Raw genomic sequence first — 25,551 nt, 5'->3', positions numbered from 1 at the left:
AAGGGTAAATTCATCTTGTAATTTATAATCCCGATTAACGCCGTATAGGGAGGTGCCGTGACCTCCCGGTACGACGAGAGAATCCGCAGCCTGCGTAAATCGTTCCTTGCACTAAAACATCATGGTGAATACCCTGCCTTAGGAATATCTCGACAATGAAACAAACACTGATAATTTGAAAATAATCAAACTTTTTGCTTTGAATTTAATCAATTACTTGGCCATAATCTAAAAATAAACCTTTTAATTTAGTTCTAGTAATTTACAAAGGAAGATTATGCTCAATGCAAATGAAGTCAAGCAATTAGAATCCAATTACGATATTCAGATTATTCCTCAAGAAATTTATTCTGTTTCGGGCGGTGATATAAACAGTACGTATTTGATCAAAACTTCCTCCGGGCAATATATTGTCAAGCGCATTGCACTTGATGAATATGTTCGTGAATATAAAACCACGATAGAAGATGTTAAAAAATCTTTATGTTTTTCAGAACAAATCAGTAAGGCACAGCTGGCTTTTGGGAATGCTATTACTGCAATTGAGGGTGAAAAAGGAGTTTTACTCGAAACAGGTCCTGGTGTTTTAATGCTCTATCCCTACGTTGAAGGAACAATTTGCGAAGATCAGCAAATATCCCTCAATATGGTCCGAAGTATCAGTCGTCGCTTAAAAACATTACATCATGCGACTATTAGCTATGATCACGAATTCTCGAGCAAAAAATTTGCGATTTACATTGACATCGTGAATCAACTGGTTAGTCATCCGGGATGGAATTATCTTAAGTTATTAACCATCTTTCCACGCCTTAAAACTGTTATTTCGTTCATGAGAGACAATAGAGAACTCCTCAAAAAATCAATACGTCATATATCTAAAGAATCAGTCTGTCATAATGACTTAAAACCTAAAAATATCTTATGGACTAAAGACACCAAGGATTACTGGATTATCGATTGGGAAGCTGCTGCAGATTTCGATCACCGCACAGATTATTTAGATACTTTGGTCGCCTGGTGTATTGAAAAAAAAGACTCGGGCTTATTATTAAATCCTGAAAAAGTGACTGCTTTTCAAGAGGAGTATTATATTCCTAAAGAGGAACTAACTCATGCTACAAACATTACTATATTAAAATGGTATTTTTGGCTCTATTTCTGTATTAGCAAGTGCTTCAAGAAACCTAAGGAATTTTCCCACTATCTTTATCACGCGAATTATTCGATACACTACATTGAGTTTCTTATTCACCAAGAACTCAATTTTCTAGAAAAATAAATTCTCGGATAGCGGAGACATCCACTCAGGATGCTAATTATCACTCACCATCTTCTATACGGTTAGAACCCATGATCTCCACTACTAATAACGAAGTGATTAATAACATACCCACATAAAAGGGCATGCTATAGGATATATTCATAAATAAACCTGATAAAGCGGCTGCAATGACCGAGGATAAACCTACAATACTGGATTGCAAACCCATGACAACCCCTTGATTTTTTTTGAATTTATTTGAAATGACAGCTAAAAACAAAGGATTAATAATAGCGATAGAAAAAGCAATACCAAGATTAGCCAATATGAATAAAAAAAAGTTATGCCAAAATGTCCCGATAAGAAATAACGAAAAAATTGAAACAATCATGGAGATTTTTTTTAATAGGATAATTCCAAATTTATTAATTAATCTTTGGTAAAAAAATTGCAGAAAAAATAAAAAACAAAAAGTAATACCCGAAAAAAATAATCCTATTTCATAAGAAGAGAATCCCTTTTTTACGATTGAAAATGGAATAATACATAAAAAATAAAAATACCAGGTTATTTGAGTAAATAAGTATTTTATAAAAATTGAGTTTTTTAAATAGAAATAAAATTCAAAATAACTCAAATTAATTTTCTCAGTCACAGGAGGTTCACGAATTCTCAATACAAACAATACGCTCAATATACTTAATGTTAAAACAACAAAAAATGGGAGTGAATAATAATACAAGGGGACTGTTTTTTTGAAATTAACTAAATATCCTGCAAGAATAGGACCAATCAAAAGTCCTAAAGCATTCATAATTTCTACTTTTCTAAACACCAGATTTTTATCTGTTTCTGTCATGGATAAAGCCGACATTACAACAGCCCGTCTTCCGGAGAGTAGACCATCCATTGCTCTTCCGAGAAAAAATAATATAAAACTGGAAATAAACAATGCGAAAATACAAAGTACATAGGATAGGATAGCTCCTACAGAACAAAGAAGTAAGGTTTTCCTGGGCCCAATAAATTCAGAAATAAATCCCCATAATAAGGCTCCAACAATCATCCCTAAATAATAGACCCCAATTGTTAAACTGTAGGCATTCAGCCTGAAGTAGTTTGTCGCCCTTGGTAAAACCCCTCCATCACTAAGAAATAAAGGACCGATTAATGGAAATATAATGCTCGAGCCAATACTGATAATAAAAAGAATGAGATAAGGCGAGCTTGAATTTTTTTTATTTAACATGGTGTTATAAAAAACCCTTTTATTTTTACACCATTAAAAACCAAATCTTCGAATTTATCCATAACGTACGTTAAATTAGTAGAGTGCTTACACGGTGAATGTGAGGATAAATAAGCTTGTTAAAACATTCATTACACTTTGTACTCGTAAATAGCGTTTAAAAAAATCGAACATGCGGTAAACTATTCAAAATCAACCCAGGTATTATCAAAGATGATCAATCTCCAACACATTTCCTTAGAAACTTTTCTTAATGAATATTGGCAAAAAAAACCATTAATTATTCGTAATGCATTACCAGGCTTCGCTACCCCAATATCTCCTGATGAGTTAGCGGGTCTTGCTCTTGAAGAGGACGTTGAAAGTCGTCTGGTCTTTGAAACTCCCCATGAAAAAACTTCATGGCATTTAAAACGCGGACCCTTTTCCGAAAGCGATTTCAACACCCTGCCACTTACCCATTGGACTTTGCTTGTCCAGGGAGTAGATAGGTTAATTCCAGAAGTTTGTGCGTTGTTGGATCATTTTAATTTTATTCCCCAATGGCGAATCGATGACATTATGATTAGTTATGCTGTTCTCCATGGGAGTGTTGGTCCTCATTACGATAATTATGATGTTTTTTTATATCAGGCACGGGGACGGCGCGAGTGGTTACTTACCACTAAGGGGTGTAACCAGGATAATTACATTAATGATCTTGAACTTCGTATTATGAAACAATTTGATGTCGAAGAGCGGCTTGTTCTTGAGGAAGGAGATATGCTCTATCTTCCACCCCATGTGGGCCATTACGGCATTTCCCTTTCCGAAGAATGCATGACCTATTCTTTTGGCTATCGAAGCTATCAAGGACAAGAATTATTGGAAAGCCTTAGTGATTATTTAGCTGAAAAAGATACCTTCAAAACCTTATACCAGGATCCAAATTGGTCTCAGTGGCACAATGCCTCCGAGATCCTCCGTCCTGCCTGGCAAAATGCACAAGACCTATTACACAAGTTAATTAATGACGAAGAAACCATGAGGTCATGGTTTGGTTGTTTTGTAACACAGCTGGATCAACAAGCTGAACTTCAATTGCCCATGCCTTTGGAAGAAGATACAATCATCGGTTTAACGGATTTCGTTGAAGAAATAAAAACAGGAGTTGATCTGGTTCGAGATGCTTCGTGTCGTTTTGCTTATCAACATCCAACGGAACAATTTGGCTTTCAATTCTATATTAACGGCTGTGAATGGGATATAACTGATGTTTCTCCTGATTTGCTCGGTTATATTGCCAATAATCGTTATCTATCACACAAATTACTAGTTCCTTATTTAAATACTACACAAAATCAAATATTTATTTATAATTTATGGAAATTGCAATGGTTATGCATTCCAGAACACTAAATTGATATGGAGTGTTTTTCCAAAAAGTCAGTTTTTAAAATGTGAATATAAATTGGTTAAATTCAAAAACATAGAGTATAGTTAATATACATACCATAATAAGGATAGGCAATGAAAAGAATAATACTGGCTGTAATCCTGGTGTGCTCAATTCCCTTGCTAAGCAACTGTGGTAGTAATTCATGTTGCGGAACTTGTGCTAGTGATTGTGGGGGCTGTGGCGGTTGCAATGGAAGTTGGTATTAAGAACCGATACCTGTTCATACAATAGAGCCCAAAACATCGCCTGGTTGCTTGCAACCAGGGTAATTCGAGTTAAGGCTCCTTGCCTGAGCATTACCTTAATTCTAACCAAAATCTCCACTGCGCATGGGCTGCAGTTTCAATTGGCCAAAATTGATCTTATGGCTAAATAAGGTTATTAAGGCCCCTGCCAGAACCAATATAACACCGAGGGCACCCCACAGGTTTAATTGTTCTCCCAAGAGCAATACCCCGAAGATTACCACAAATACCGGCTCCAAAACGGATAAAATTGAGGCTTTTTCCGAGCTGATGTATTTTAAGCTATAGAGCAGCAATACGATGGGGATGACAGTAGCAATAAGCGCTATTCCAAATAGATGGAACCAAACCTCTGGGGACGAGGGGATGGTAAAAGAATGATTAAAAAGGGAAACCAGCAAACTCGTTGTCATACACCCCAAACAAACCATAAAAGTCGACATGTTTGGAGAAAGTTCATTTTTTTTACTGCCTATGATATAGCAGGCATAGAAAAATGCGGAAGCAACACCTAGTAAAATGCCCCATAAATTAAAAGATAAAGCTTCCAGGTCCACCATCAGCGCCATACCAATGAGTATCACTACAATAGCCAAATAGTAAATCTGCGGAATAGACTGACCATAAAAGAAATAATTTAATAACATTATCAGTACCGGATAGGTGAAAAAGATAACCATCGCTAATCCCGAACCTATGTAATGTGAGGCTAAAAAGTAAAGCCAGGTGGAAATGCCATAGAAAAAAACGCCTGTAATGAAAGCTATGAACATGTTCTTATAAGAATCATTGGTTTTTTTTATTTTTGGGAGCATGATAATCAAAATAATCATACTGGAAATAAGAAAGCGCCAGAATAACATGGTGCTGGCAGACAAATTGCCATTAATGGCACTTAAGCCAAAATAGCCTATGAATCCATAAAGAAACCCTGATAAAATAGCATAAATTGAACCGCGATATTCTTGATTTATCATCATGATAATATACTGCCTGAAAACTGACTTTAATTAAGAAGGTTGGACTTCTGTCCAAACCTGAACGTTTGAAGGTAAAATTTAACCTACATAAAAATGTAAAAATATAGTGTATCATTTTTTCCACATGATACCATATTGAAAACAAAAAATACATACTGTATCATTTGGCTACTTTTTTATCGAGATTTTGACTATGCTTCGTTTTTTACTTCTTCTCTCCAGTTTTCTTGTTGTAGTTACCGATATTAATGCCGCCTCTTCTTCATGTTCTGAGCATCAATGTATTGCGGTTGTTGATGCCGGAAGTACTGGGTCAAGACTGCATGTTTTCACCTACGACTTAGATGAAACAAACACCCCTTCTCATATTACCGAAATATGGTCTAAAAAAGTCAAACCGGGGCTTTCGATGATTGAAGCAAATCAAAATACGATTGATGCATACCTGACAACCCTTTTCTCTGGAGCCCCCGCACAACACTTACCTGTTTATTTTTATGCAACAGCAGGAATGCGTCTGGTCCCTAAAGCAAAACAAAAAATATATTATCAGGAAGTGCAAAACTGGTTTAACCAGAAATCAGAGTGGCAACTCATGGACGCGAAAACAATTACCGGCCTTGATGAGGCACTATATGACTGGCTTGCAGTGAATTATCATATAGGAGCGCTCCAATCATCCTCTACTCCATCGGTAGGAGTCATGGATATTGGTGGGGCTTCAGTACAAATTGTTTTCCCAATTCAAAAAGATGTCGATAACAAAGGGTCGCAAGTAGACGTGGATTTGTACGGCCAACATATCAGTTTGTCCGTTCACAGCTTTCTGGGGCTTGGACAAAATGAAATGACCCATCAGCTTCTCGATACTGCCACATGCTTCTCAGAGGGATACCCTCTTCCAGACGGCAATATAGGACAGGGGGATGCGGTGATGTGTGAACATGAAGTCTCCCCTCTAATTTCAATGCATAAGGTCAAAAATGAAGTACAACCAGCCCTTAGAGCCAACCACATTACTACCTGGTATGCGATTGGCGGATTTCCAAATCTTGCAGAAAGTAAGCCCTTCCAGTTTAAAAACAATCAGTTGACCATTCAAGATTTACTCCAACAGGCAAATAATCTGATTTGTCACCAATCATGGGAAGGCCTGAGCAATCAATTTCCAGATAATGAATACATTGAATCCTATTGTCTTTTACCTTCTTTTTATTATGCATTGATGGTAGAGGGTTATGGGTTAACAGCAAATCAAACCGTCAACTATGTACCTACCAAACAAAATCTGGATTGGACTTTAGGGGTTGTTTTACATCATTGAAATTAAGTAATTTAGCCCGGATAAATGCTTACCGGGCTAAAGACATTGATTTAGAATATTTATAATTCTTCCAGCGAAAAATCTTCACTCTTTAATGCAGTAGATTGTCCATAAAAAGAGCTCAAGGCATTACGAAATTTGTGCGCGCGTGGCGATAATCCATGGGTACAGTAATGAATTACTTGCTTATAAACCGCATGTTTAAATGCAGTGGTATCTGATTCCGCCCCATTTAAGTTATCAATACTAATATGGAATTTATATCCTGCAGCCTTTGAAAGGATCCATTCTATTGACTGGGGCTTTACTTCAACCTGTTGAAATACGGCCTGCTGTTCGGCTGTCCGTCCATCTGGCATATACCAATACCCAAAATCCACCTGTTTTCTGCGTTCCTCTCCAGCAATAAGCCAATGGGAGCACTCATGCAGCGCACTGCTAAAAAAACCGTGGGCAAAATATAAAGCATTATAGGGACGATTGTGATCCGCGGGTAAATAAATTGGCTCATCATCCCCTTTAATAAGCCGGGTATTAAATTCTTCGCCAAAGCAATTATCAAAAAGAGTTATTAAATCCTGATATTGATGCACAACTGTCTTTTCGCTCATAATTTTACACATACTGTCTAATTTATACTAATATATTTAAAGAGTCATTATTTTTGTGGTCAATGGATAATGGAGTTCCGAAAATAAAAATGCCTAAAAAAACTCTGTCATACCGAATAGGAAGAATTATAAATAAACTGCGTTGGCCCATTATAGGTTTATGGCTGCTTGCCATCCTCCTGTGCATCCCTTTTTTACCCCATATAATTACTCCCTTTAAAACGACTGGATTTATTGATGAAAGTTCTGCCAGTGCAAAAGCTGAAGAGTACATGAATAAAAAATTAGGATATAACGATAATAATAAATTCCTGATTATGTACCATAGTGCAAAGCTTTCAGCGACTCAACCTTTATTTCTAAAGAAAATAAAAAGATCATTAGCGGATTTAAAGGATTTCCCAATAGAACATGAAATTATTTATCCCGATGACACCCATCAAATTTCCAAGGATAAACATACGGCTTATGTAGCCATCATCTTCAAATCCAATAAACCTCTTAGTGATGAATTATTAACACAATTTAAAGATTCAATAAAACAACCTTCAAATATGACGATAGAGCTTGGAGGGGAGCCGCTTTTTGTGCAAAATGTTAACAAACAGACACAAACTGACTTATATAAAGCCGACTTCGTTGCCACACCGGTAGCCATCATCACTTTAATTCTTGTATTTGGCTCGGTTGTTGCTGCAACCCTTCCAATCATTTTGGGAGGCGGCTGCGCGTTAATTATTTTAACTACCCTTTATTTTCTAGGCCACCTGTTTACCCTGTCTATTTTCACAATTAACATCGCTTTGTTACTCGGTTTATGTCTTTGTCTGGATTATTCATTATTTTTTATCAGCCGCTTTAGAGATGAATTAAAAAATGGATTAGACATTGAGGACGCGATCGCAACCACCCAGGAAACAGCGGGAAAAGCTATTTTTTTTAGTGGACTGGCGGTTTTTGTAAGTCTCAGTGCTTTATTTTTATTTCCCGTCAATATCTTATTTTCAGTTGCTGTTGGGGGTTTGGCCGCTGTTTTTTTTGCAGTGTTGATCTCTACAATTTTTTTACCGGCAATTCTTGCTGTACTGAAACTAAAAATTAATTTTTTGTCCGTGCGCTTTTTTAAGAACAGAAAAAATTCCAGCTCTTGGCGCTGGCTTGCACAAAGGGTAGTAAAACATCCTTATCTTTTTTTCTTCCCTATTCTTATCTTTTTATTAGTACTTGGATATCCCTTTTTAGTAGCAAAATTTGGTATATCGGATTATCGTATTTTTCCGGAAAAATCAGAAAATCGGGCTTTTTATGATACCTATGCAAAAAAATTTCAGATTGAAGAATTAAATCCAATCACTCTAGTTATTGAATCACCCTCTTCACCTATTTTATCACGGCATAATTTATACAAGATCTATGATTTAGTACAAAAATTAGAAAAAAACCCTCTGGTTAAAGAGGTCAATGGAATTATCAGCAGTAAATCCGATCTGAAGAAAAAACAATATTATACGCTCTATCACTTAAATAAAAAATTACTCGATCCCCGGGTGAAACAATTGTTAGAAACCACAACAACCAAACATATGACTGTTATTAACGTAATTAGCAAGCACCCTGTTAATTCAGAAGAAACCAGAAAACTGATTAATGAGTTACATCTCATTAATCTAGGCCCAGGATTGAAAATACAACTGACCGGCATTGCTGTAAGTAATATGGATGTGCTGCATAGCATTTATCATTATCTGCCTTATGCTATCCTATGGATCATTGTATTTTCTTACATTATCCTGCTGTTCCTGCTAAGGTCTTTATTCTTGCCATTAAAAGCGATTTTGATGACTTTATTAAGCCTTAGTGCGGCGTATGGTGCATTGGTTTTTGTATTTCAAAAGGGATATCTGTCTCACCTACTTAACTTCCAACCGCAAGAAATGCTCGATATCAGTTTATTAGTCATTATATTTTGTGCTTTATTTGGGTTTTCGATGGACTATGAAGTATTTTTGTTGACTCGAATCAAGGAAGCCCATCAGTTAACGAAAGATAATAATAACAGCATTATTTTTGGTATTGAAAAAAGCAGTCGCATTATAACTAGTGCGGCGCTTATAGTAATTGTGATTTGCTGTTCCTTCCTGATTGCAGATGTATTGATGGTCAAAGCCTTTGGCCTTGGTATTGCAGTGGCTATTTTTGTGGATGCTTTTTTAATCCGGAGTTTCTTAGTCCCCGCCACAATGGCTCTTTTTAAAAATTGGGTCTGGTACCTTCCCAAATGGATGGATCGACTCTTGCCTAAAATATAATCTTGGGTCCTCAAGTTGAATATACCAAATGTTCCACTATACTGAATTTAAAGGTTTTTTAATGAGTTTCAGGAAAAAGCAACTTAAGAACTTTTAAGTTCAGCATAAGATTGAGTTCTTCATACTATTTTTTAACTGCCGAATTCAGGATGAAAAATGGCGAATAAAAATATAATACCAGCCTTGTTTGAAGAGCATGCGCATCGCTTCCCTCATGATATCGCGGCTCAGAAAGATAATGAAAAACTCACCTATGGCGAGCTTAATGAAAAAGCAAATCAACTTGCCCATTATCTGCGTAGCACAGGCTTAAAACCTGACATGCCGGTAGCACTTTGCCTGGACCGTTCCTTCGATTTTCTCATTACTCTTTTTGCTATTTTAAAAGCAGGCGGAGCCTACCTGCCTCTGGATGCCTCACAGCCAGAAGAACGTTTATTGTTTTTACTCAATGACAGCAAAGCATCTATTTTGATTACACAATCTGCTTTTATAGATAAATTTGCATCCTATCAAGGTGCTGTAGTTCTCTTGAACCTGAATGATGACGCTCTCAATAAACAACCAAAAGATAATTTAATCCCTGCAACTACTTCGGAGCATTTAGCGTATATAATCTATACATCAGGCTCCACCGGAACTCCCAAAGGTGTTCTTATTGAGCATCGCTCTGTAATTAATTATTGTAAATGGTTTGCTGCGTATACCGGTTGCACTCGACAGCAACGAATTGATTTTTCTGCAAATCCGGTTTTTGATATGGCTGTAACTTGCACGCTTGTTCCCTTGATGCTTGGATTAACTGTCGTTCTTTGTGACGATGCTATCAGGAAAGAAATACAATCCTATCTCCATTTTCTGGCCAAATACCGTATTAATATCATCAAGTTGACGCCGAGTTATTTTAAAGTTCTTTTGCATGGAGCGAAAAATAATTTTATTAACTTGCCTCAATTACAATCGATTATTCTTGGTGGAGAAAACTTAGCTTCAGCCGAGTGCCAATCCTGGCTTGAGCTCTACCCAAAGCATGTTTTATACAATGAATATGGGCCAACTGAAGCAACTGTTGCTGTCTCAACTTACAAGGTAAGTAGTTTAAGTTGCACCGATCTAGGTACCAATGTCCCTATCGGGACAGCAGGGTCAAATATGAGTTGTATCCTGCTCGATACCAACAACAACCCTGTTCCTGATGGAGAGATAGGTGAACTATTTATAGGTGGAGCGTGTTTGGCTCGGGGCTACCTGAATCAGCCGCATCTAACCCAGCAACACTTCATTACTTGCCGGGAAACCCGTTTATATAAAACGGGAGATTTATGCAAAAAAAATTCTGATGGAAACATTGAATATCTTGGGAGAATTGATGAACAAGTAAAGATCAGGGGTTATCGAATTGAACCTAGTGAAATAGTAAAATATATGAGTACCTATCCTGCTATTAAAGAAGGTGCTGTCCTCCCTCAAAAAGATGCCTTCGGAGAGCAACGCTTAATAGCCTATTACATACCCAAAGACAGAAATGGGTCATTAAATGCAAATAAATTACGCCAATATTTACAAAAGTATTTACCTGAATACATGATTCCTACAGTATTTCTAAAGATTGACTCCTTTCCCCTGACAGCGAATGGCAAACTGGACAAAGCAGCCTTACCTTTACCTTCTTTGGGTATGAATTGTCAGTATGTTGAACCCAATACTACTTTAGAGAAAAAGCTTGCACAAATTTGGTCCGATGAATTAGGGGTGCAGATCATCGGCCTTCAGGATGATTTTTTTGATTTGGGAGGGCATTCTTTATCCGCAGCACGTATTATTTCAAAGATAAGCAGTGACTTAAATAAAACCGTCAGTATCTATGACTTTTATAAAGCCGCTAATATTGCCAACCTGATCTCAATTATCAAAACCACAAAAAAGAACAAGAAAAAGCGTTCGCTAAGAACTCCTGATTACCGCCAGATAAGCAACATCCCTCTTAGTGATTTTCAATTTTTACTTTGGATGGCTCACACGTTTGAGCCCAGGGCGCAAAAACTAAATATCGTTGGGAGAAAGAGGCTAAACGGCCGTCTAAATGAGCGTGCCCTGGAGTTTGCATTCCAAGCGGTTTTAAAAAAACATGAACCGTTTACTTATCAGCTTTTCAAATTTAAGCCTGCGCAAAAAAGAAAAAATATATGTTCCTTTAAATTAATTGTAAAAGATTTGACCTCGCTTCCTGTACCACAAAAAGAACGCGAGTTACAAAAATCAATGACGCAACTCGTTAACTTTTATCCCTGGCCGAAAAAAAATGCTTTGGTTATTGGAAGATTATTTTATTTGAATGAATCGGAATCAGAACTGCAAATATGTATCCCGCACCTTATTTCAGATGATCATTGTCCGGATATTTTATTCTCTGAATTATCCCGATTCTATCAACTCCATAACCAACTTTCTCTTGATAAAATCACAGCAGATACACGCTTTAAAGAACATATTTTCATTGAACGGTCCGCAATGAAAATGCATTTGGATGAGGACATTTCATTTTGGGGAAAATATCTAAACGATGTCGGTTTATTTACATTTCCTGAGGAGCATGTAGTTTTTGACATGCAAAATAAGAATATTCCATACTCTACCTATTCCGTAATCCCTGAAGAACTGTTACATAATCTCAAGCATTTTTGCGAACGAAATCATATCAGCATTAATAATGCATTAGGTGCGGTAGTTGCATTGGCTTTACGAAATTGTTGCGGCACAGGGCACAATAAATCGCCTTATACCTATATAAACATCATTCAATCCACACGGGATAACCCGATTTATGATAATACAATCGGCTGTTTTTTACGGGTTGAACCCGCAAAAATAAAACTTGATGAAAAAGCCACATTAACCGGCTTATCGCAACAAATACGTAATGCGATTATTGATACCAGTAACTATCAGCATTGCTCAAATTTAGTAAAACTCTGCTCCATTAGTTCTTTTAAACCCAACCGGATCGAAAACTTCTTGACCCATTTAGTAACTCCATTGTATTCAAAACTACTCAAAATACCTTCCATTTACCGGAAAATTTTACATCAATGCGGCAGTCGTATCGTATCCTATAAGCGAAACACCCAATTTCTTATCAATCTTAATATCAGAGGAAACTTCGTTGAACAGGCTGATAAAAGAGAGTTATTTGGCTTTAATCCTAAGCAGATCAACAACACCAAAGATGATTTACTGGCTATAGACTATGTTTTAGAAGCCAGCTTCCTTCGCGATGACAATCAAAATACACGTTATTTGGTGATATCAGCTAATTTAAAACCTGAATTTCGTGAAATAATTGCCCGCGAAATGATTCATATTATGGAATTGGCAGCGTTTGATAATCAGTCTCATGAGCAGGTTATAAAACATGAATGTGCAGAACAGTTTTCCTGAGCGCATTGATATCCGACCAAAACTTTTCCATTTTCACAATAACATCCAGAAAACTTCATTGAATCCGGTTTGCTCTTAATTAGAACTCACCTGCAACACAATTGCGGTCATAACAGCTATCTTTTGCAGCCAGGCTATTTTTCTGATAGAGTAAATTAGATTAAATTTCGGCTTAAGAGAGGATGTTAAAAATGATTCGGGGATTTTTTGCTGGTCTTATGTTTTTATTAAGTTTCTCGGTTTTTGCAAATGGAAATGTTGTTGCCTGCGGTAATGCAGTTCCTACTAATGATGTAAATTTTTGTTCTTCATTTAAAACAGTAGCAACCTGTTACTGTACCAGTTCTGGCTTACCCTCAGGCATGTGCCAGGATATGAATATGCTTTATGCCCGTATGGTTAGTGTATATGGTTCATTGGATAAAGCATGCGCAGCCCAACCCTACACTACAAAACAAGATTGTCTTGATAACTGGAATTGTTATCGCCTTGGTGGGGTTGATTCTCGTGGCAGAATTTGCAGTTCCACTAAAAAACCCTGTCAATAATAATCGACACTGATTAAGGTTGGGTTTGAAGCCCAACCAACAATTCTAATTGATTAAAACAATCTTGGTAGAGTAATTATTGTGTATAATTCAAAATTATTTTTACTTTCATTCTTGTTTCTTTCTTCATCTTCCTGTTTGGCAGAGACCAGTAATTTACCCCACCATCCTTTTTATGTAGGTGCGATTGCCGGCTTTGGTTCCACTACCTGGCAAGGCCTGGTTCCAAGCGAAAAAAATCAAAATGTGGCTTTGATGCTATCAACTCCTATCGATGTTGAAGAAGGTGGGAGTGCATGGGGTGTTTTAGCTGGGTATGAGTTTACCCGTTTTTTTGCAATCGAAGCCAACTACATGCACTTTCCAGAAGCAAATGTTCATTTCGATTCTATCAGTTTGTTCAGCTTCGATCATGACGGTTTAGAAGTCTTAACCACAAAAACTGAAGTCGTATCACTGCTGGGAAAACTCATGGTTCCTATTCCTCACTCCCATATGAAAATCTTTTCAGGTGCGGGAGTTGCCGGTGTGCATCGTAAGGATATTGTGGTCGACGACTGGCGCCCAGGCCCTACTTTTACGGTGGGGGTAAACTATAATTTTACCGAACATATTACAGGGGAAGTTGCTGGTAATTTTACTGCCGGTTATGGAGAATCCCAACTTAGTCCTGCAGACTCTTATTACCCTTTTCTCTATTCGGTTGCCGCCCATCTAATTTTTCGTTTTTAGAGTAATTTTCAAAAAATGCCCAACAGGAAACTCGGACTATTTTATTCGGAGTTTCCTATTTCAATCACCAAACTATATCTCATATCAAATAGGATATTATTTCAGAAGTTAATACCTTTAGTGCTTGCCTAACCGATAGAGTTCGTAGTTTTTCTCAACTTCATATTTAATTTTTTCTTTATTATCAATACCAAATTGACGAACCAGGTTTAGAGTATCAATTATATGAGACGCTTTAGCTTTGGTTACCTTAAAAAAAACGGTTAGATGCGATTTTTTTGAATCAGTACTTTCAGTCAATAAATCCTTCTTGGTCATCCCTTGAACATGGCAGTTTTCTTTGTTTTCATTAGGTATAAAGTTTTTATTTCTCAAAAGACCACGCATTACCTGATAATAAGTATTGATTTGTTGGTAAGAAAGCTCTATTTCTATAGCATTTTCTTCATTATAAATATCCATTGTTTCAATGCGTGGTAAAGCAGGATGATGAATTTTGGGAAGAGCGGAAAATTCTTGAGGAATCGTCATCCGGGCAAATTGAGGGAACAATTTGTTCACCATAAAATATCCTAAGGGACGAAATGTATAATTGAAAGGCACTAACACATAATAATAGATAAACGATCTTACTGCCGCATTAAGAAAAAGATGATGTGTTTTGCGCTGGGCATTGTCAAATTCAGCTGAAATATATTTAAACTCTGTATCTGCAAAACCAGCATAATTTAAGCAATGATCCCAAAAAGCGTTAGGGCCTTGCTTGTCTTTTGGAGGTATTACTTGCAGAATTTCCCAATCAGGTTTCCAAATGCCAAACGCCGAGACGGGATCATTGCCCTGTTTTTGCACCACTACCCTTGGTTTCTCCGCGAGTTCTTCCCAAAAGTCATATCGACTTTTAAATAAAGGGTCAAAAAGTCCCGGAGGGTTCAATGCATCGACACGAGATAGTTTATAATCCCCCTTATCAAGAGCGAGTAACAAACTTAAAGCACCCCCCAAACTTACCCCGCAAACATGTACCGGATTTTTTTGTTGACATAGCCACGTGTGAATTCGTTCCCTGCCACTGCGGTATAAGGAGAAGCCTACGGACTCAAATCCCTTTGAATCGGTTTTTATTTGGGTTAGGAACCCTTGGCCTGCAGGATAGGTGGTGCCCATAAAAATTAAATGAGACTCTGCTTCCCTGTGAAACATTGGCTTTAGCCCATAAGCAAAAACACGATCATGGTCATATGTAAATGGCCGCTTCCAAAAATTTCTTTCAGTCAGTTCAATTGGGGTAATTTGATATTCTATTAACTCCCAATGATTCTCAATATATTGCGGGATTTTATAAGCCTCATAAGGCGTGGGGTCACCATAGGGCAGCATAGATAAGCAATTACTTAAATAAAGTTGAACTTGTTCGGCTTGCTCCCAACTCAATTTGTGTTCTTGTAATTGACTAAACAGTTCTAAAAATCCTTGTTGCATCGCCAAACGAATTTCTTTCAATAAATTTATGTCCCGCTGAAGAAAGAAAGAATATAAAACGACCGGATTTAAAAATTGAGTCCAGGAGTTTGTCCACCCCATAGTAAATAAACGCAATATGTTCCGGGCTAAAATAGGATTTACCTGGGAAGCATCCACCCCTTCGAGAGATTCAAACTCTTGTTGCTCAAAAAACTTGAGCTCTACCCCCCCTTTGAACACTTTTTCATTTGACATATTCAACCTCCTGTTTTTTTTGTTGAATAAATCTCCTTCGCACAACAATTTAGTTAATAAATGAGATCATCTATGTTTACCGATACAATATTCAGTGTAGCATTTATCCAAACCAGCCTTTAATTTTTCGTTTTCTATCCCCAATTGGTGTACCAGACTCAAGGTATGGCGGATATGAGCTGCCTTAGCCTTAGTAACTGTAAAAGGAATAGTGTAACCGGCTTTTTGCGAATCCGAGCTTTCCATAAGCAAATCCCTTTTATTGTATCCTGGTACATGCTTGCTTTTCTTCTCATCATCTGGCAAAAAATTTTTTCCTTTAACCAAGCGGCGCATTACATCATAGTAAGTGTGGATTTGCTGATAAGTAAGGTTTACATTGACGCTATTTTCCTCTTTATAAATATCCATGGTTGGATTGCGGGATAAAGACGGATGATGCATAGCGGGAAGCCCCTCCTTTTCTATAAGTCCCTGAATGGGAGAAGAAGTTTCAAATTTTTTTCTATCAGAAAGATAAGAGGAATATCCCAAAACCGTGGCTATTAATCCCCCCGCCATAATTAACAGGGGAACTAGGGGCAAAATGCCCGCCAGCGTAAGCCCAATACCAACACCTATTCCTAGAAGGGGTACTGAAAACATCCAGTAATTTAGGGAGAAATAGACAATGGGACGCACTACATAAGTATAGGGCAGTAGAAAAAGACCATAAATTAAACTTCTACCCAGAGTATAAAGTAATAAATTGCGCGTTTTTCGATTTGAATTGTCCTGTTCGGGTTTAATATAGGTAAATGTTGTATCCGCAAAACCTGCATAATTTAAAAAATGATCGCAAAATGGATTCGGTCCCTGTTTATCAGGCGGTGGGGTTACGTGTAAGATAATCCAATCGTCCTTCCAGATCCCAAAAGCTGACACGGGATCATTACCTTGCTTTTGGACAACAACTAACGGTTTATCAGTTAAGTTATCCCAGTGATCGTCTGTGTCTTTGAACCAGGAATCATGGAGTCCGGCAGGATTTAAGGCATCAACACGCGACAATGAATAATTCCCCTTATCGAGAGCTAATAATAAACTTAAAGATCCTCCTAAACTAACTCCACATACATGTATTTTATTTTTTTGTGTACCCAACCATTCGTGGATTCTAGAGCGCCCCGTACGATAAAGTGACTTCCCTACTGTTTCAAAACCTTTAGAATCAGTATTCACTTGAGGCAAGAAGCCTTGTCCTGCAGGATAGGTAGTACCCATAAAAATTAAGTGGGATTCCGCTTTGTTTTGGAATAAAGGTTCAAGTCCATAAGCGAAAACACGGTCTTCATCTTTAATGAAATATTGTTGCCACCCTGTTCTTGCTGTTAATTCTATCGGCTTTACCTGATACTCAACCAGTTCTAAATGATCATCTATGTATTGAGGGATTTGAAAGGATTCGTAGGGAGTTAAATCTCCGTAAGGGAGTAAAGCCAAACAATTACTCAGATAAAGATTAAATTGTTCCTTTTGCTCAGAAGTTAATTTTTTATCCTTTAACTGTCTAAAAACTTCTAAAAAACCTTGTTGAAAAGCCAATCGTAGTTCACGTAATAACTCATGATCTCTTTTTACAAAAACAGCATGAGCAACAGCTGAAGTTAAAAACTCAGTCCACTGTTTCGTCCACCCCATCATTAAAAAGCGTACTGCATTGCGTGCGATAATAGGCGCCATGCTCTCTTGGGCTGCTCCATCGGTGTTTTCAAATTTACCTTCCGAGGCAAAATTAAGCTCTAATCCCCCGCGAAAAGAAGATTCTATAGTCACGCACACCCCCAAAATAATTACGATTTAATAATTATCTTTCCAAAGCAAACACAACTTGAGGAGCATTTGAATTGCAAGGCAACAAACTGATAGAATATCCCAATGCAAATGCTCCTTATCAATGAAACAGAAAGAACTTGTTACAGTTTTTCTTGTTGGAGTGAAACCGCAACAGCTGGACGTTCTGCAACATTTTTCATAAATTGTTCCAAATGTTTATATGGTGAAAGATCAAATTTAAAATAATAAGCCCATCTCAGTACGACAAATAGATAAGCATCCGGTAAGCTAAAATCCTTACCCATCAAATAAGGTCCGTGCTCAAGACGTTCATTAACGTACTTCAAACGAGAGTTAACCACAGACATGAAAATGTTTTTGGTTTCTTCATTGAGATTTGGATAAAAAAACATTCCTACCGTCTTGTGCAATTCGGTAGCAACATAATTCACCCACTCCAAAGTATGATACCTTCTTAAATCACCCACTGGAGGCAAGAGTTTTTGACCCGGGGTTATATCAGTTAGATATTGCAAAATAACCTGATTTTCAGTCAGCACATCACCATTATCCAGATAAAGTGCAGGTACTGCCCCTTTGGGATTAATTGATAAATAATCCTTATCAAACTGGGTTTTTTTTGCCTTTAAATCCACTTCTTCATCTTGAAATTCAATGCCTAACTCATTGAGAACAACGCGAACAGCTAAAGAGCACGCTGACTTGGCATAATAAAGCTTCATATTCACTCCTTTGATTGGTTTAAATTGGTAATTTCTACACGGCAAACACAAGAATTCTTAATGATATGTTTTTTTTCCCTTGCTGGAAATACAAGTTATTATTCTACCCATGTGGTCTGTTGTCTATCTCTACTTCGAGATCATGTTCTACTTCTTTAATAAGTTTCATAGTCGAAGATGTTCTTTTGAAGAAAGGTAAATAGTCCCAAAAATAGGTTTTCCTTAAAACCTCCAAGTCACTTGTATTGGTCGCTTTCCACTCCTTAATGTTTTGTATTAAGGATTCAAGTGATGAGTCCTTTTGTGGCCCAACGATGTCTAAATATAGTTCCTTTAACCTCAAAAACTTTTTTTGGGTTTGTGGCGAATCAGGCTCTAAACGAAGCATATTTTCCATTCGGGTATATAATTTGGAAATCACTTTTGCTTTTATTTCATCTAATTGAACAAACGCTGTTGGTGGCGCTGGAAGCACGTAAAATGGAATATCTTCACTCGGTTTTCCATAAATCAAACAGGTTTCATAGGGTAAGTCGTTGATAAAATTGGAAGAAACCAGAGAACCAACTCCATGTTGAACCTTTTCTACGAGTTCGATTGCTGAGTGCCTGCATGTATTATGTACACTCAATCCACTAACGCTTTGCTCTATTTCACTGACATCTACTGGAAGAAAAAGCTTTTCTATAGTATAGGTTAGGGTAACTTCCTCATCATTGCCATCATCTGTATTTTGCGATTCTTTTGAATCTTCAAGAATATCGGGTTTATAACATCCAAATTCATTTTCAGGTGTTTGCAATGACTCCAACACTTGCACAAATTCCAAATACTGCTCATAAGTTATATCATAGGCTTGATAAGAGATTGGCTTTCCACCTATTTTTTCGCGCCAAATCCCTTCATCAGCTAATCTCGCCTTATTGCTAAAAAAAAGCGCATTGCAGAGGAACTGCATATTCATTACATAGTCAGGATCTTTAACATTAAGGTTTCCAAACTTTCCCACCCGACAAAGCAAATGCTGGATTTTGTTGTTCTTGGCATCATACAACCCCAGCATTATAAAAGAATGCACGTCTTTTTTGGCAATCGAAATAAAAAAACGAGCAGTTTTTTTATTAATTTTCAATGATGCAGGTGGAGACGGTGGGAGATTCTCATCATTTGGGGAGGTATTCTCATTCTTTTCTGATAAAGAGAGATCTTCATTTAAAGAGAGATCTTCATTTTCTTTACCCATAATATGCTTACTTTTAAATCTTAAAGTGGAAATATATTACATGGTTTATATTATAAACACAATAAGATGCCCCGTAGTACTTTATCATTTGAATTTTTTCTATATGAAAGACCTCCTCCCACATCTAGGAAGGAGTCTAAAGTAAGAAAATATCTAGGACATGCATTGAAGCTCAGGATAATTTTTTAAAATAACCTTATACAGGCTTTGATTTGCTTTGAGGATTTCATCACCTAGTTTGGATTCAGGATTCCCCTCACCGCCCTTGCTGTTTAATGCGACTACAGTGGTTACATTATTACAAGCCTGCCAGAAATACATCACACGAAACCCTAAAGTACTTCCTTTGTAAACCCAAAAACGCTGTTTAAGTTCTTTATCATAAAGATACCCTACCCCTAATCCAAACCCAAAAGGATCGTTTTCCGATACCTTGGGTATAGGTTGACCTGTTTTCATCGAAACGACAGATTCAAGCTCAGCCAAAGCTCTTTCTCTGAAGATAGGTTTAATCAATGTTCCGCGATAAAGTAATTGTACCCAGTGTACGACATCTTCTGTATCGGCAACTATGGCGCCTGCAGCTGCTGCCCAGGATAAATCATTAGTCAGTGTATCAATTAATTTATTCTTTTTCTCATCGTAAAAATAGCCATGTACCCTACGATCTTCAATTGATTTTTCAACCGCTTGCGCATCGGGGCCTGCAAGATAGAAAGAATTATTCAAGCCATTTTGTGCATTAATAATTCGCAATTTTAATTGGTTGGCAAAAGAATCATGAGTTACTTTTTCAATTACTAAAGCAGCCAATATATAATTGGAATTAGAGTATTCATAAAGATTACCCGATCTCTTTTCAAGCGGTTTTTCAGGATGTGCATACTTTAATAGTTCTTCATCGGTCCAGACAGCATCCAAATGAGATTCCATTTTTTGAGAGAATTCCTCATCTTCTGAATAATTGGGAATACCGCTGGTCATATTTAATAACTGTCTTAAAGTCACAGTTTTCCAATTGGAATACTGAGGCAGCCATTTGCCTAAGGGATCATCAAGGGATAATTTTTCTTCTGTTTGCAGTTGTAAAAGGATAAGGGATGTAAATGATTTGGTAATACTTCCTATATCAAACAAATTAGTGGGATTAATGGGCTGGGATAAAGGAGGATATCCTATAGTTCCGTGCACTACAGTTTTAATTTCTTTCGCATTGCTCAATCGATTTTGGGGGATCAGGACTGAGGCGGCAATAGCAGTAAATTTTTCTTTTTTACTGTATTTATTAAAGTAATTATCAATTTCTTTCTGTAATTGCTCAGTAATGTTTGTAGAGGAATCAGAAGTGGCGGCATAAGAATAAGGTAAAATTAATGAAGCAATAAATGCCAATGCTACTAAATGTGTTTTGCCTTTCATGAGTGACTATTCCTTTTTTTAAAAATTATATTTGTCCCTGTTATTTGCTCATTCTATTTCACACAAATAAGAGCACCACCTGCAGGCAAGCTTGGGGTTTTGCCTGCAGATCAGAAACGAATAAAGCAAACTCAACTATTCGTTTGGGCCCTAATTTTCAATTGTTCCAACGCAGTTTTCAGGCGTGCTAGCACCCTTTCCCGGCCTAATAAAGTCAAGGTCATATCAATGGATGGAGACATACCCGAACCGGTTACCGCAACACGCAAGGGTTGGGCGATTTTCCCCATGTTAATGTCAAATTCTGCACTGATGTCGTTAATGCATTCTTGCAAATGATCTTTTTCCCAAACATCTACTTTTTGTAACCGTTCATAAAGTGCTGTTAATGGTTCCAGAATAACTGGCCGCAAATGTTTTTTCACTGCAGCTTCATCATATTCAATTGAATCTGTAAAAAAATACAAACTCATTTGGCACATTTCGGCCAGGGTTTTACAACGCTCAGCCTGAATCGCCACCAGGTCGGTTAATTTAGGCCCTTTTGTTACATCGATACCTGCTTGTTCAAAATACCAACGCAATGATTCAGCAACCTCTTCAGCAGGATCATTTTTTTGATAATGCTGATTTAACCAATACAGTTTTTCATAGTTAAAGCTGGAAACACCCCGACTCACATTTTTTAAATCAAAGCGATCAACCATTTCGTTGATACTGAATATTTCCTGATCACCATAAGACCAGCCTAAACGCACCAGGTAATTTAATAAAGCGTGAGGCAATACACCTAACTCCTTAAATTGCAATACACTCACCGCACCATGTCTTTTGGACAAACGTTTTCCATCTTCCCCTAAAATCATAGGTAAGTGGGCAAAAACTGGAATTTCAGCATTAAGTGCCTGAAACAAATTAATTTGTCTCGGCGTATTATTGATATGATCATCCCCGCGGATGACATGGGTTATTTTCATATCTATATCATCGATAACCACAGCAAAATTATAGGTCGGGTGGCCATCAGAACGTACAAGAATTAGATCATCCAATTCACTATTCGCTACATGGATTTCTCCATAAACTTGATCATGGAAAGATACAGTGCCCTGCTCAGGATTCTTAAAACGGATGACAAAAGGTTTGTCCGATACAGGTAAATTTTTATCTCGGCAATGACCATCGTACCGTGGTTTTTCTTTAGCGGCCAATTGTGCAGTTCGTAAATCTTCCAAACGCTCTTTGCTGCACTCACAGCGATAAGCCTTGCCCTCATTCAAAAACTGTTGAGCCACCTCATGGTAACGAGTATAACGTTCGGTTTGAAAAAAAGGACCTTCATCATAATCCATACCTAACCATTCCATCCCATCCAGAATAGCTTGCACCGATTCCTTAGTAGAACGTTCCTGATCGGTATCTTCAATGCGCAAAACAAACTTGCCTTGATGACGCTTTGCATAAAGCCATGAAAATAAGGCAGTTCTGACTCCACCTACGTGTAAAAAACCAGTCGGGCTTGGTGCAAATCGGGTTCTAACTGTCATAATCTCTTCCACATTGTAAGGGATAAAATAATCGGGCTATAATAACTGACTTTGCAGTCTTGGTGAAGAATATTTATAAGCTACCCTCAATACAGTGAGCTCTATGCAAGCTAAAATTAATGTATTATCCGAACTATTTGGTGAGTCATTTTGAAAAGCATTGGTATTAAATATCAACTGAGAATTACCACCCTGATTCCAGCCTTCCTTGTCGCCCTGCTCCTTGCCATTTTTTATAATGGGCTGTTTGGTAATGACTTAAAACAACACATGTCACGCCTGGGTGAAGCCTACATACGCCAGTTACTTCCAGCAGCACAATATGCCATGCTTCGAGGTGATGATCGGACTTTGCAAGGTTTAATTAATGCATCCACCATCAATCCTGAAGTTAAAGCGCTCGCATTTTACAGTAGCGATGGACAATTGCTTGCTTATCGCGGCGGCAAACATTCCTTAAATAAACCATTCGATCCCCCAAAATTTACAGGGGATTATATTGAAAGCAAGCAAATAAATCCTTTTACAATTAATTTTATTGCGCCTGTCACTATTCCTAAATTCAATCTTTATTCTAACTCTCCCCTCAAGAACATTCTCAGTCCAATGGCAACTCGTGCCGATGATATTTTAGGCTGGTTATCCATCGACATTGATACTCGCTCAATGATAATCAAGCGTTACCAAATGCTTATCGTCACTATTTTTATTACCTTATTTGGTTTGCTGATGGGATTAACCATCCACTACTTCCTCTCCAAACGGATTTATTTACCTATTTCCCGCTTACGTCGCAGCATGAAACAAATTTTGCGCAATGAGTTCGAAACAGAAATTAAATTATCGAGTCCGGGGGAGTTGGGTATCATTGAACAAGGTTGTGCCCATTTACAAAAGAAATACCTTGAGACAATTCGCGATTTGAATCAACACATCGAAGTAGCTACTGAGGATTTACAGCAAAGTCTGGAGTTACTGGAAGAGAAGAATATTGAACTATCGCTTGAAAAGAAAAAAATTGAGGAAAAAAGCCGGCAAAAATCCGAATTTATCGCCAATATGAGCCACGAAATCCGTACGCCAATGAATGGGGTTATTGGCTTTACTAATGTTTTATTGGAAAGCAAACTGGATCCCTTGCAGCTGGATTATGTAAAAACCATTAAAGCATCCGCCCAGGATTTATTAGGAATCATTAATGACATCCTTGATTTTTCTAAAATTGATGCTGGAAAACTTCATCTTGATTGCATTCCATTAAACATACGTCATTGTATTGACGAAGTGCTTACACTTGCAGCCCCCAATGCCCATAAAAAAGGAATCGATTTGATTCCCATTACTGATGTCAACGTACCTAAAATTGTCTTGGGCGACCCGTTTAGAATCAAGCAATTTATCACCAACCTAGTCACTAATGCCGTTAAATTTACGGATCATGGTTATGTATTAGTCCGTACTAAAGTAGAACAGGAAACAGATAAAGATTACACCCTATGCATTACAATCACCGATACTGGCCTGGGCATCTCCCCTGAAGATCAAAGTAAATTATTCACCGCTTTCAATCAGGCCGATACGAGCATTACCCGTCGTTACGGAGGCTCTGGACTGGGTTTGGTTATCTGTAAAAAACTCTGTGAAGAGATGCAAGGCCGCATTACCTTTACCAGTGAGCTGAACAAAGGCTCAAGTTTTACTGCGCACGTTAAGGCTGAAAAGTTGGTTGCCTATGAAATAGAGAAAAATCAGATACACCCCTTCGCGCATTTTAAAATGTTATGTTTTGATGATAATTCCCTGCATCTGGAAGCCTTATGCAATGGATTAGGTTATTGGGGAATACAATGTGTTCCCGTAGCATCATTTAACCATCTTGCGAAGGCTCTTGAGCATAATAAAGACTGCAATATTGCTTTTCTCAATATCAATAAGGGTTATGAGCAGAAGATTGCCAAACTCATTTCCGAACATAATTATTTCCCCTACGTACTGATTTCGAAATGGGCTATTAATGACTACACGGCGTTAGGGGCTCAGGGCTTTTTATATAAGCCAATCAGCATTCAAAAGCTTCAGGATGTAATTGAATCACTTACCAGCCAGGAAAATATTGAAAAACCGGTCAATCATGAATTGGACGGTTTGCGGGAACAATTACGCTTCATGCATCCGGATTTACTTATCGCTGAAGATAACCCTGTGAACAAAATGCTGCTGAATTCCTTATTAGGTACTCATGCAAATATGACTTCAGTTGATGATGGCGAAATGGCTATTTCAGCGTGTAATGACAAGAAGTTTGATTTAATTTTGCTCGATTTGCAGATGCCTAAAATAAATGGGCTGGAAGCAGCTCGACTTATTCGTCAAAAATCACAGCTTAACCGGCATACGCCTATAGTGCTAATTAGTGCAAATGGCAGCGATGTGAACAGCATCGATCTGAAAAAGTCAGGTGTAGATTTTTGCTTGCAAAAACCTATAGATGAAAAACAATTACTCTCACAGATTATCCGCATTGCAGACAAAGCAAAACATGCTGCTATTGATTGGCAATTATGCGTACAAAAAGTCTCCGGAAATCAAGCTCTTGCTGAAGAATTTCTTGCACGATTTGTTGAGGAATTACATAAAAATCGCGAGGAATTCATCCAGTTAATGCATGATAAAAATGTTAAAAAAATAGGGGAAGCGGCACATAAGCTTCACGGAGCATGTTGTTTTTCCGGCGTCCCTACCTTACAAAAGAAAGTGGTTCGCGTGGAAAAACTGGCTGAGCATGCTGCCTCAATCGAAGAACTGGCAACGCCTTTTGCAGAATTAATTCAGAGTATTGATGCTGTAATTAGTGAATATGAAAACCAGAAAATTAGAATTTAACTCAATAACATAACTTCACTCTTGCCCTCTCCACAAGTCCAGGA

General features: G+C 37.6%; 17 protein-coding genes. 8 read left to right on the top strand and 9 right to left on the bottom strand.

Going from position 1 to position 25,551, the window contains the following annotated elements; genetic code table 11:
- The first annotated feature begins 277 nt into the window (after positions 1 to 277).
- Complete coding sequence (locus KYQ_RS03140; protein WP_010654009.1) at positions 278 to 1,282, top strand: phosphotransferase; 1,005 nt, start codon at positions 278 to 280, stop codon at positions 1,280 to 1,282.
- 40 nt (positions 1,283 to 1,322) lie between these two features.
- Here the strand turns inward: KYQ_RS03140 and KYQ_RS03135 are convergent, their stop codons facing one another.
- Positions 1,323 to 2,513, bottom strand: coding sequence for an MFS transporter (locus KYQ_RS03135; protein WP_010654010.1), 1,191 nt, complete (start codon positions 2,511 to 2,513; stop codon positions 1,323 to 1,325).
- A gap of 213 nt (positions 2,514 to 2,726) precedes the next feature.
- On the opposite strand from KYQ_RS03135, the gene KYQ_RS03130 reads away from it, so the two are divergent.
- Entirely contained in the window at positions 2,727 to 3,911 is a 1,185-nt protein-coding gene (locus tag KYQ_RS03130; RefSeq protein ID WP_010654011.1) for a cupin domain-containing protein, read from the top strand.
- A gap of 347 nt (positions 3,912 to 4,258) precedes the next feature.
- Here the strand turns inward: KYQ_RS03130 and KYQ_RS03125 are convergent, their stop codons facing one another.
- Entirely contained in the window at positions 4,259 to 5,173 is a 915-nt protein-coding gene (locus KYQ_RS03125) for a DMT family transporter (protein WP_172461327.1), read from the bottom strand.
- A 196-nt stretch (positions 5,174 to 5,369) separates the two neighbouring features.
- On the opposite strand from KYQ_RS03125, the gene KYQ_RS03120 reads away from it, so the two are divergent.
- Entirely contained in the window at positions 5,370 to 6,500 is a 1,131-nt protein-coding gene (locus KYQ_RS03120; RefSeq protein ID WP_010654013.1) for an acetate and sugar kinases/Hsc70/actin family protein, read from the top strand.
- Between the two features lie 59 nt (positions 6,501 to 6,559).
- Here KYQ_RS03120 and KYQ_RS03115 read toward each other — a convergent pair whose 3' ends face one another.
- A complete protein-coding gene (locus KYQ_RS03115; RefSeq protein WP_010654014.1) occupies positions 6,560 to 7,093 on the bottom strand; it encodes an elongation factor P hydroxylase in 534 nt (177 codons plus the stop codon).
- A gap of 107 nt (positions 7,094 to 7,200) precedes the next feature.
- On the opposite strand from KYQ_RS03115, the gene KYQ_RS03110 reads away from it, so the two are divergent.
- The 4 genes from KYQ_RS03110 (at position 7,201) to KYQ_RS03095 (ending at position 14,138) form a co-directional block, all read left to right on the top strand.
- The gene (locus KYQ_RS03110) at positions 7,201 to 9,420 is read left to right on the top strand and encodes an MMPL family transporter (protein WP_010654015.1); all 2,220 of its coding nucleotides are present in this window, start codon (positions 7,201 to 7,203) and stop codon (positions 9,418 to 9,420) included.
- A 156-nt stretch (positions 9,421 to 9,576) separates the two neighbouring features.
- Positions 9,577 to 12,858, top strand: a complete 3,282-nt coding sequence (locus tag KYQ_RS03105; RefSeq protein WP_010654016.1) for a non-ribosomal peptide synthetase — start codon at positions 9,577 to 9,579, stop codon at positions 12,856 to 12,858.
- 191 nt (positions 12,859 to 13,049) lie between these two features.
- Entirely contained in the window at positions 13,050 to 13,406 is a 357-nt protein-coding gene (locus tag KYQ_RS03100; protein ID WP_010654017.1) for a hypothetical protein, read from the top strand.
- Positions 13,407 to 13,487: 81 nt separating this feature from the next.
- The gene (locus tag KYQ_RS03095) at positions 13,488 to 14,138 is read left to right on the top strand and encodes an outer membrane beta-barrel protein (RefSeq protein WP_010654018.1); all 651 of its coding nucleotides are present in this window, start codon (positions 13,488 to 13,490) and stop codon (positions 14,136 to 14,138) included.
- Positions 14,139 to 14,255: 117 nt separating this feature from the next.
- On the opposite strand, the gene KYQ_RS03090 is transcribed toward KYQ_RS03095, so the two are convergent.
- The 6 genes from KYQ_RS03090 to gltX form a co-directional block, all read right to left on the bottom strand.
- A complete protein-coding gene (locus KYQ_RS03090) occupies positions 14,256 to 15,857 on the bottom strand; it encodes a hypothetical protein (protein ID WP_010654019.1) in 1,602 nt (533 codons plus the stop codon).
- Between the two features lie 66 nt (positions 15,858 to 15,923).
- Positions 15,924 to 17,672 carry a hypothetical protein gene (locus tag KYQ_RS03085; protein ID WP_010654020.1) on the bottom strand — a complete coding sequence of 583 codons (1,749 nt, stop codon included), beginning with the start codon at positions 17,670 to 17,672 and terminating at the stop codon, positions 15,924 to 15,926.
- A gap of 140 nt (positions 17,673 to 17,812) precedes the next feature.
- Positions 17,813 to 18,415: a glutathione transferase GstA gene (gstA, locus tag KYQ_RS03080; RefSeq protein WP_010654021.1), complete on the bottom strand. Its 603-nt coding sequence runs from the start codon at positions 18,413 to 18,415 to the stop codon at positions 17,813 to 17,815.
- A 103-nt stretch (positions 18,416 to 18,518) separates the two neighbouring features.
- On the bottom strand, positions 18,519 to 19,658 hold the full coding sequence (locus tag KYQ_RS03075) for a hypothetical protein (protein ID WP_010654022.1): 1,140 nt from the start codon (positions 19,656 to 19,658) through the stop codon (positions 18,519 to 18,521).
- A 153-nt stretch (positions 19,659 to 19,811) separates the two neighbouring features.
- Positions 19,812 to 21,077: a serine hydrolase domain-containing protein gene (locus KYQ_RS03070; RefSeq protein WP_010654023.1), complete on the bottom strand. Its 1,266-nt coding sequence runs from the start codon at positions 21,075 to 21,077 to the stop codon at positions 19,812 to 19,814.
- Positions 21,078 to 21,208: 131 nt separating this feature from the next.
- Positions 21,209 to 22,624, bottom strand: a complete 1,416-nt coding sequence (gene gltX, locus KYQ_RS03065; protein WP_010654024.1) for a glutamate--tRNA ligase — start codon at positions 22,622 to 22,624, stop codon at positions 21,209 to 21,211.
- A 147-nt stretch (positions 22,625 to 22,771) separates the two neighbouring features.
- Between gltX and letS the strand changes: the two genes are divergently transcribed.
- Positions 22,772 to 25,507 (top strand): two-component system sensor histidine kinase LetS, encoded by a 2,736-nt coding sequence (gene letS / locus KYQ_RS03060; protein WP_115264584.1) that lies wholly within the window; start codon positions 22,772 to 22,774, stop codon positions 25,505 to 25,507.
- The last annotated feature ends 44 nt before the right edge of the window (positions 25,508 to 25,551 follow it).

This window comes from Fluoribacter dumoffii NY 23, from assembly GCF_000236165.1.
Taxonomy (GTDB): Bacteria; Pseudomonadota; Gammaproteobacteria; order Legionellales; family Legionellaceae; genus Legionella; species Legionella dumoffii.
This window is presented reverse-complemented; position numbering and strand designations above follow the sequence as displayed.

Coding starts and splice junctions, on each gene's coding strand:
- KYQ_RS03110 (WP_010654015.1), top strand. CDS start 7,201: ATGCCTAAAAAAACTCTGTCATACCGAATAGGAAGAATTATAAATAAA.
- KYQ_RS03070 (WP_010654023.1), bottom strand. CDS start 21,077: ATGAAAGGCAAAACACATTTAGTAGCATTGGCATTTATTGCTTCATTA.
- KYQ_RS03105 (WP_010654016.1), top strand. CDS start 9,577: ATGGCGAATAAAAATATAATACCAGCCTTGTTTGAAGAGCATGCGCAT.
- gstA (WP_010654021.1), bottom strand. CDS start 18,415: ATGAAGCTTTATTATGCCAAGTCAGCGTGCTCTTTAGCTGTTCGCGTT.
- KYQ_RS03120 (WP_010654013.1), top strand. CDS start 5,370: ATGCTTCGTTTTTTACTTCTTCTCTCCAGTTTTCTTGTTGTAGTTACC.
- KYQ_RS03125 (WP_172461327.1), bottom strand. CDS start 5,173: ATGATAAATCAAGAATATCGCGGTTCAATTTATGCTATTTTATCAGGG.
- KYQ_RS03130 (WP_010654011.1), top strand. CDS start 2,727: ATGATCAATCTCCAACACATTTCCTTAGAAACTTTTCTTAATGAATAT.
- KYQ_RS03135 (WP_010654010.1), bottom strand. CDS start 2,513: ATGTTAAATAAAAAAAATTCAAGCTCGCCTTATCTCATTCTTTTTATT.
- gltX (WP_010654024.1), bottom strand. CDS start 22,624: ATGACAGTTAGAACCCGATTTGCACCAAGCCCGACTGGTTTTTTACAC.
- KYQ_RS03100 (WP_010654017.1), top strand. CDS start 13,050: ATGATTCGGGGATTTTTTGCTGGTCTTATGTTTTTATTAAGTTTCTCG.
- KYQ_RS03140 (WP_010654009.1), top strand. CDS start 278: ATGCTCAATGCAAATGAAGTCAAGCAATTAGAATCCAATTACGATATT.
- KYQ_RS03075 (WP_010654022.1), bottom strand. CDS start 19,658: ATGGGTAAAGAAAATGAAGATCTCTCTTTAAATGAAGATCTCTCTTTA.
- KYQ_RS03090 (WP_010654019.1), bottom strand. CDS start 15,857: ATGTCAAATGAAAAAGTGTTCAAAGGGGGGGTAGAGCTCAAGTTTTTT.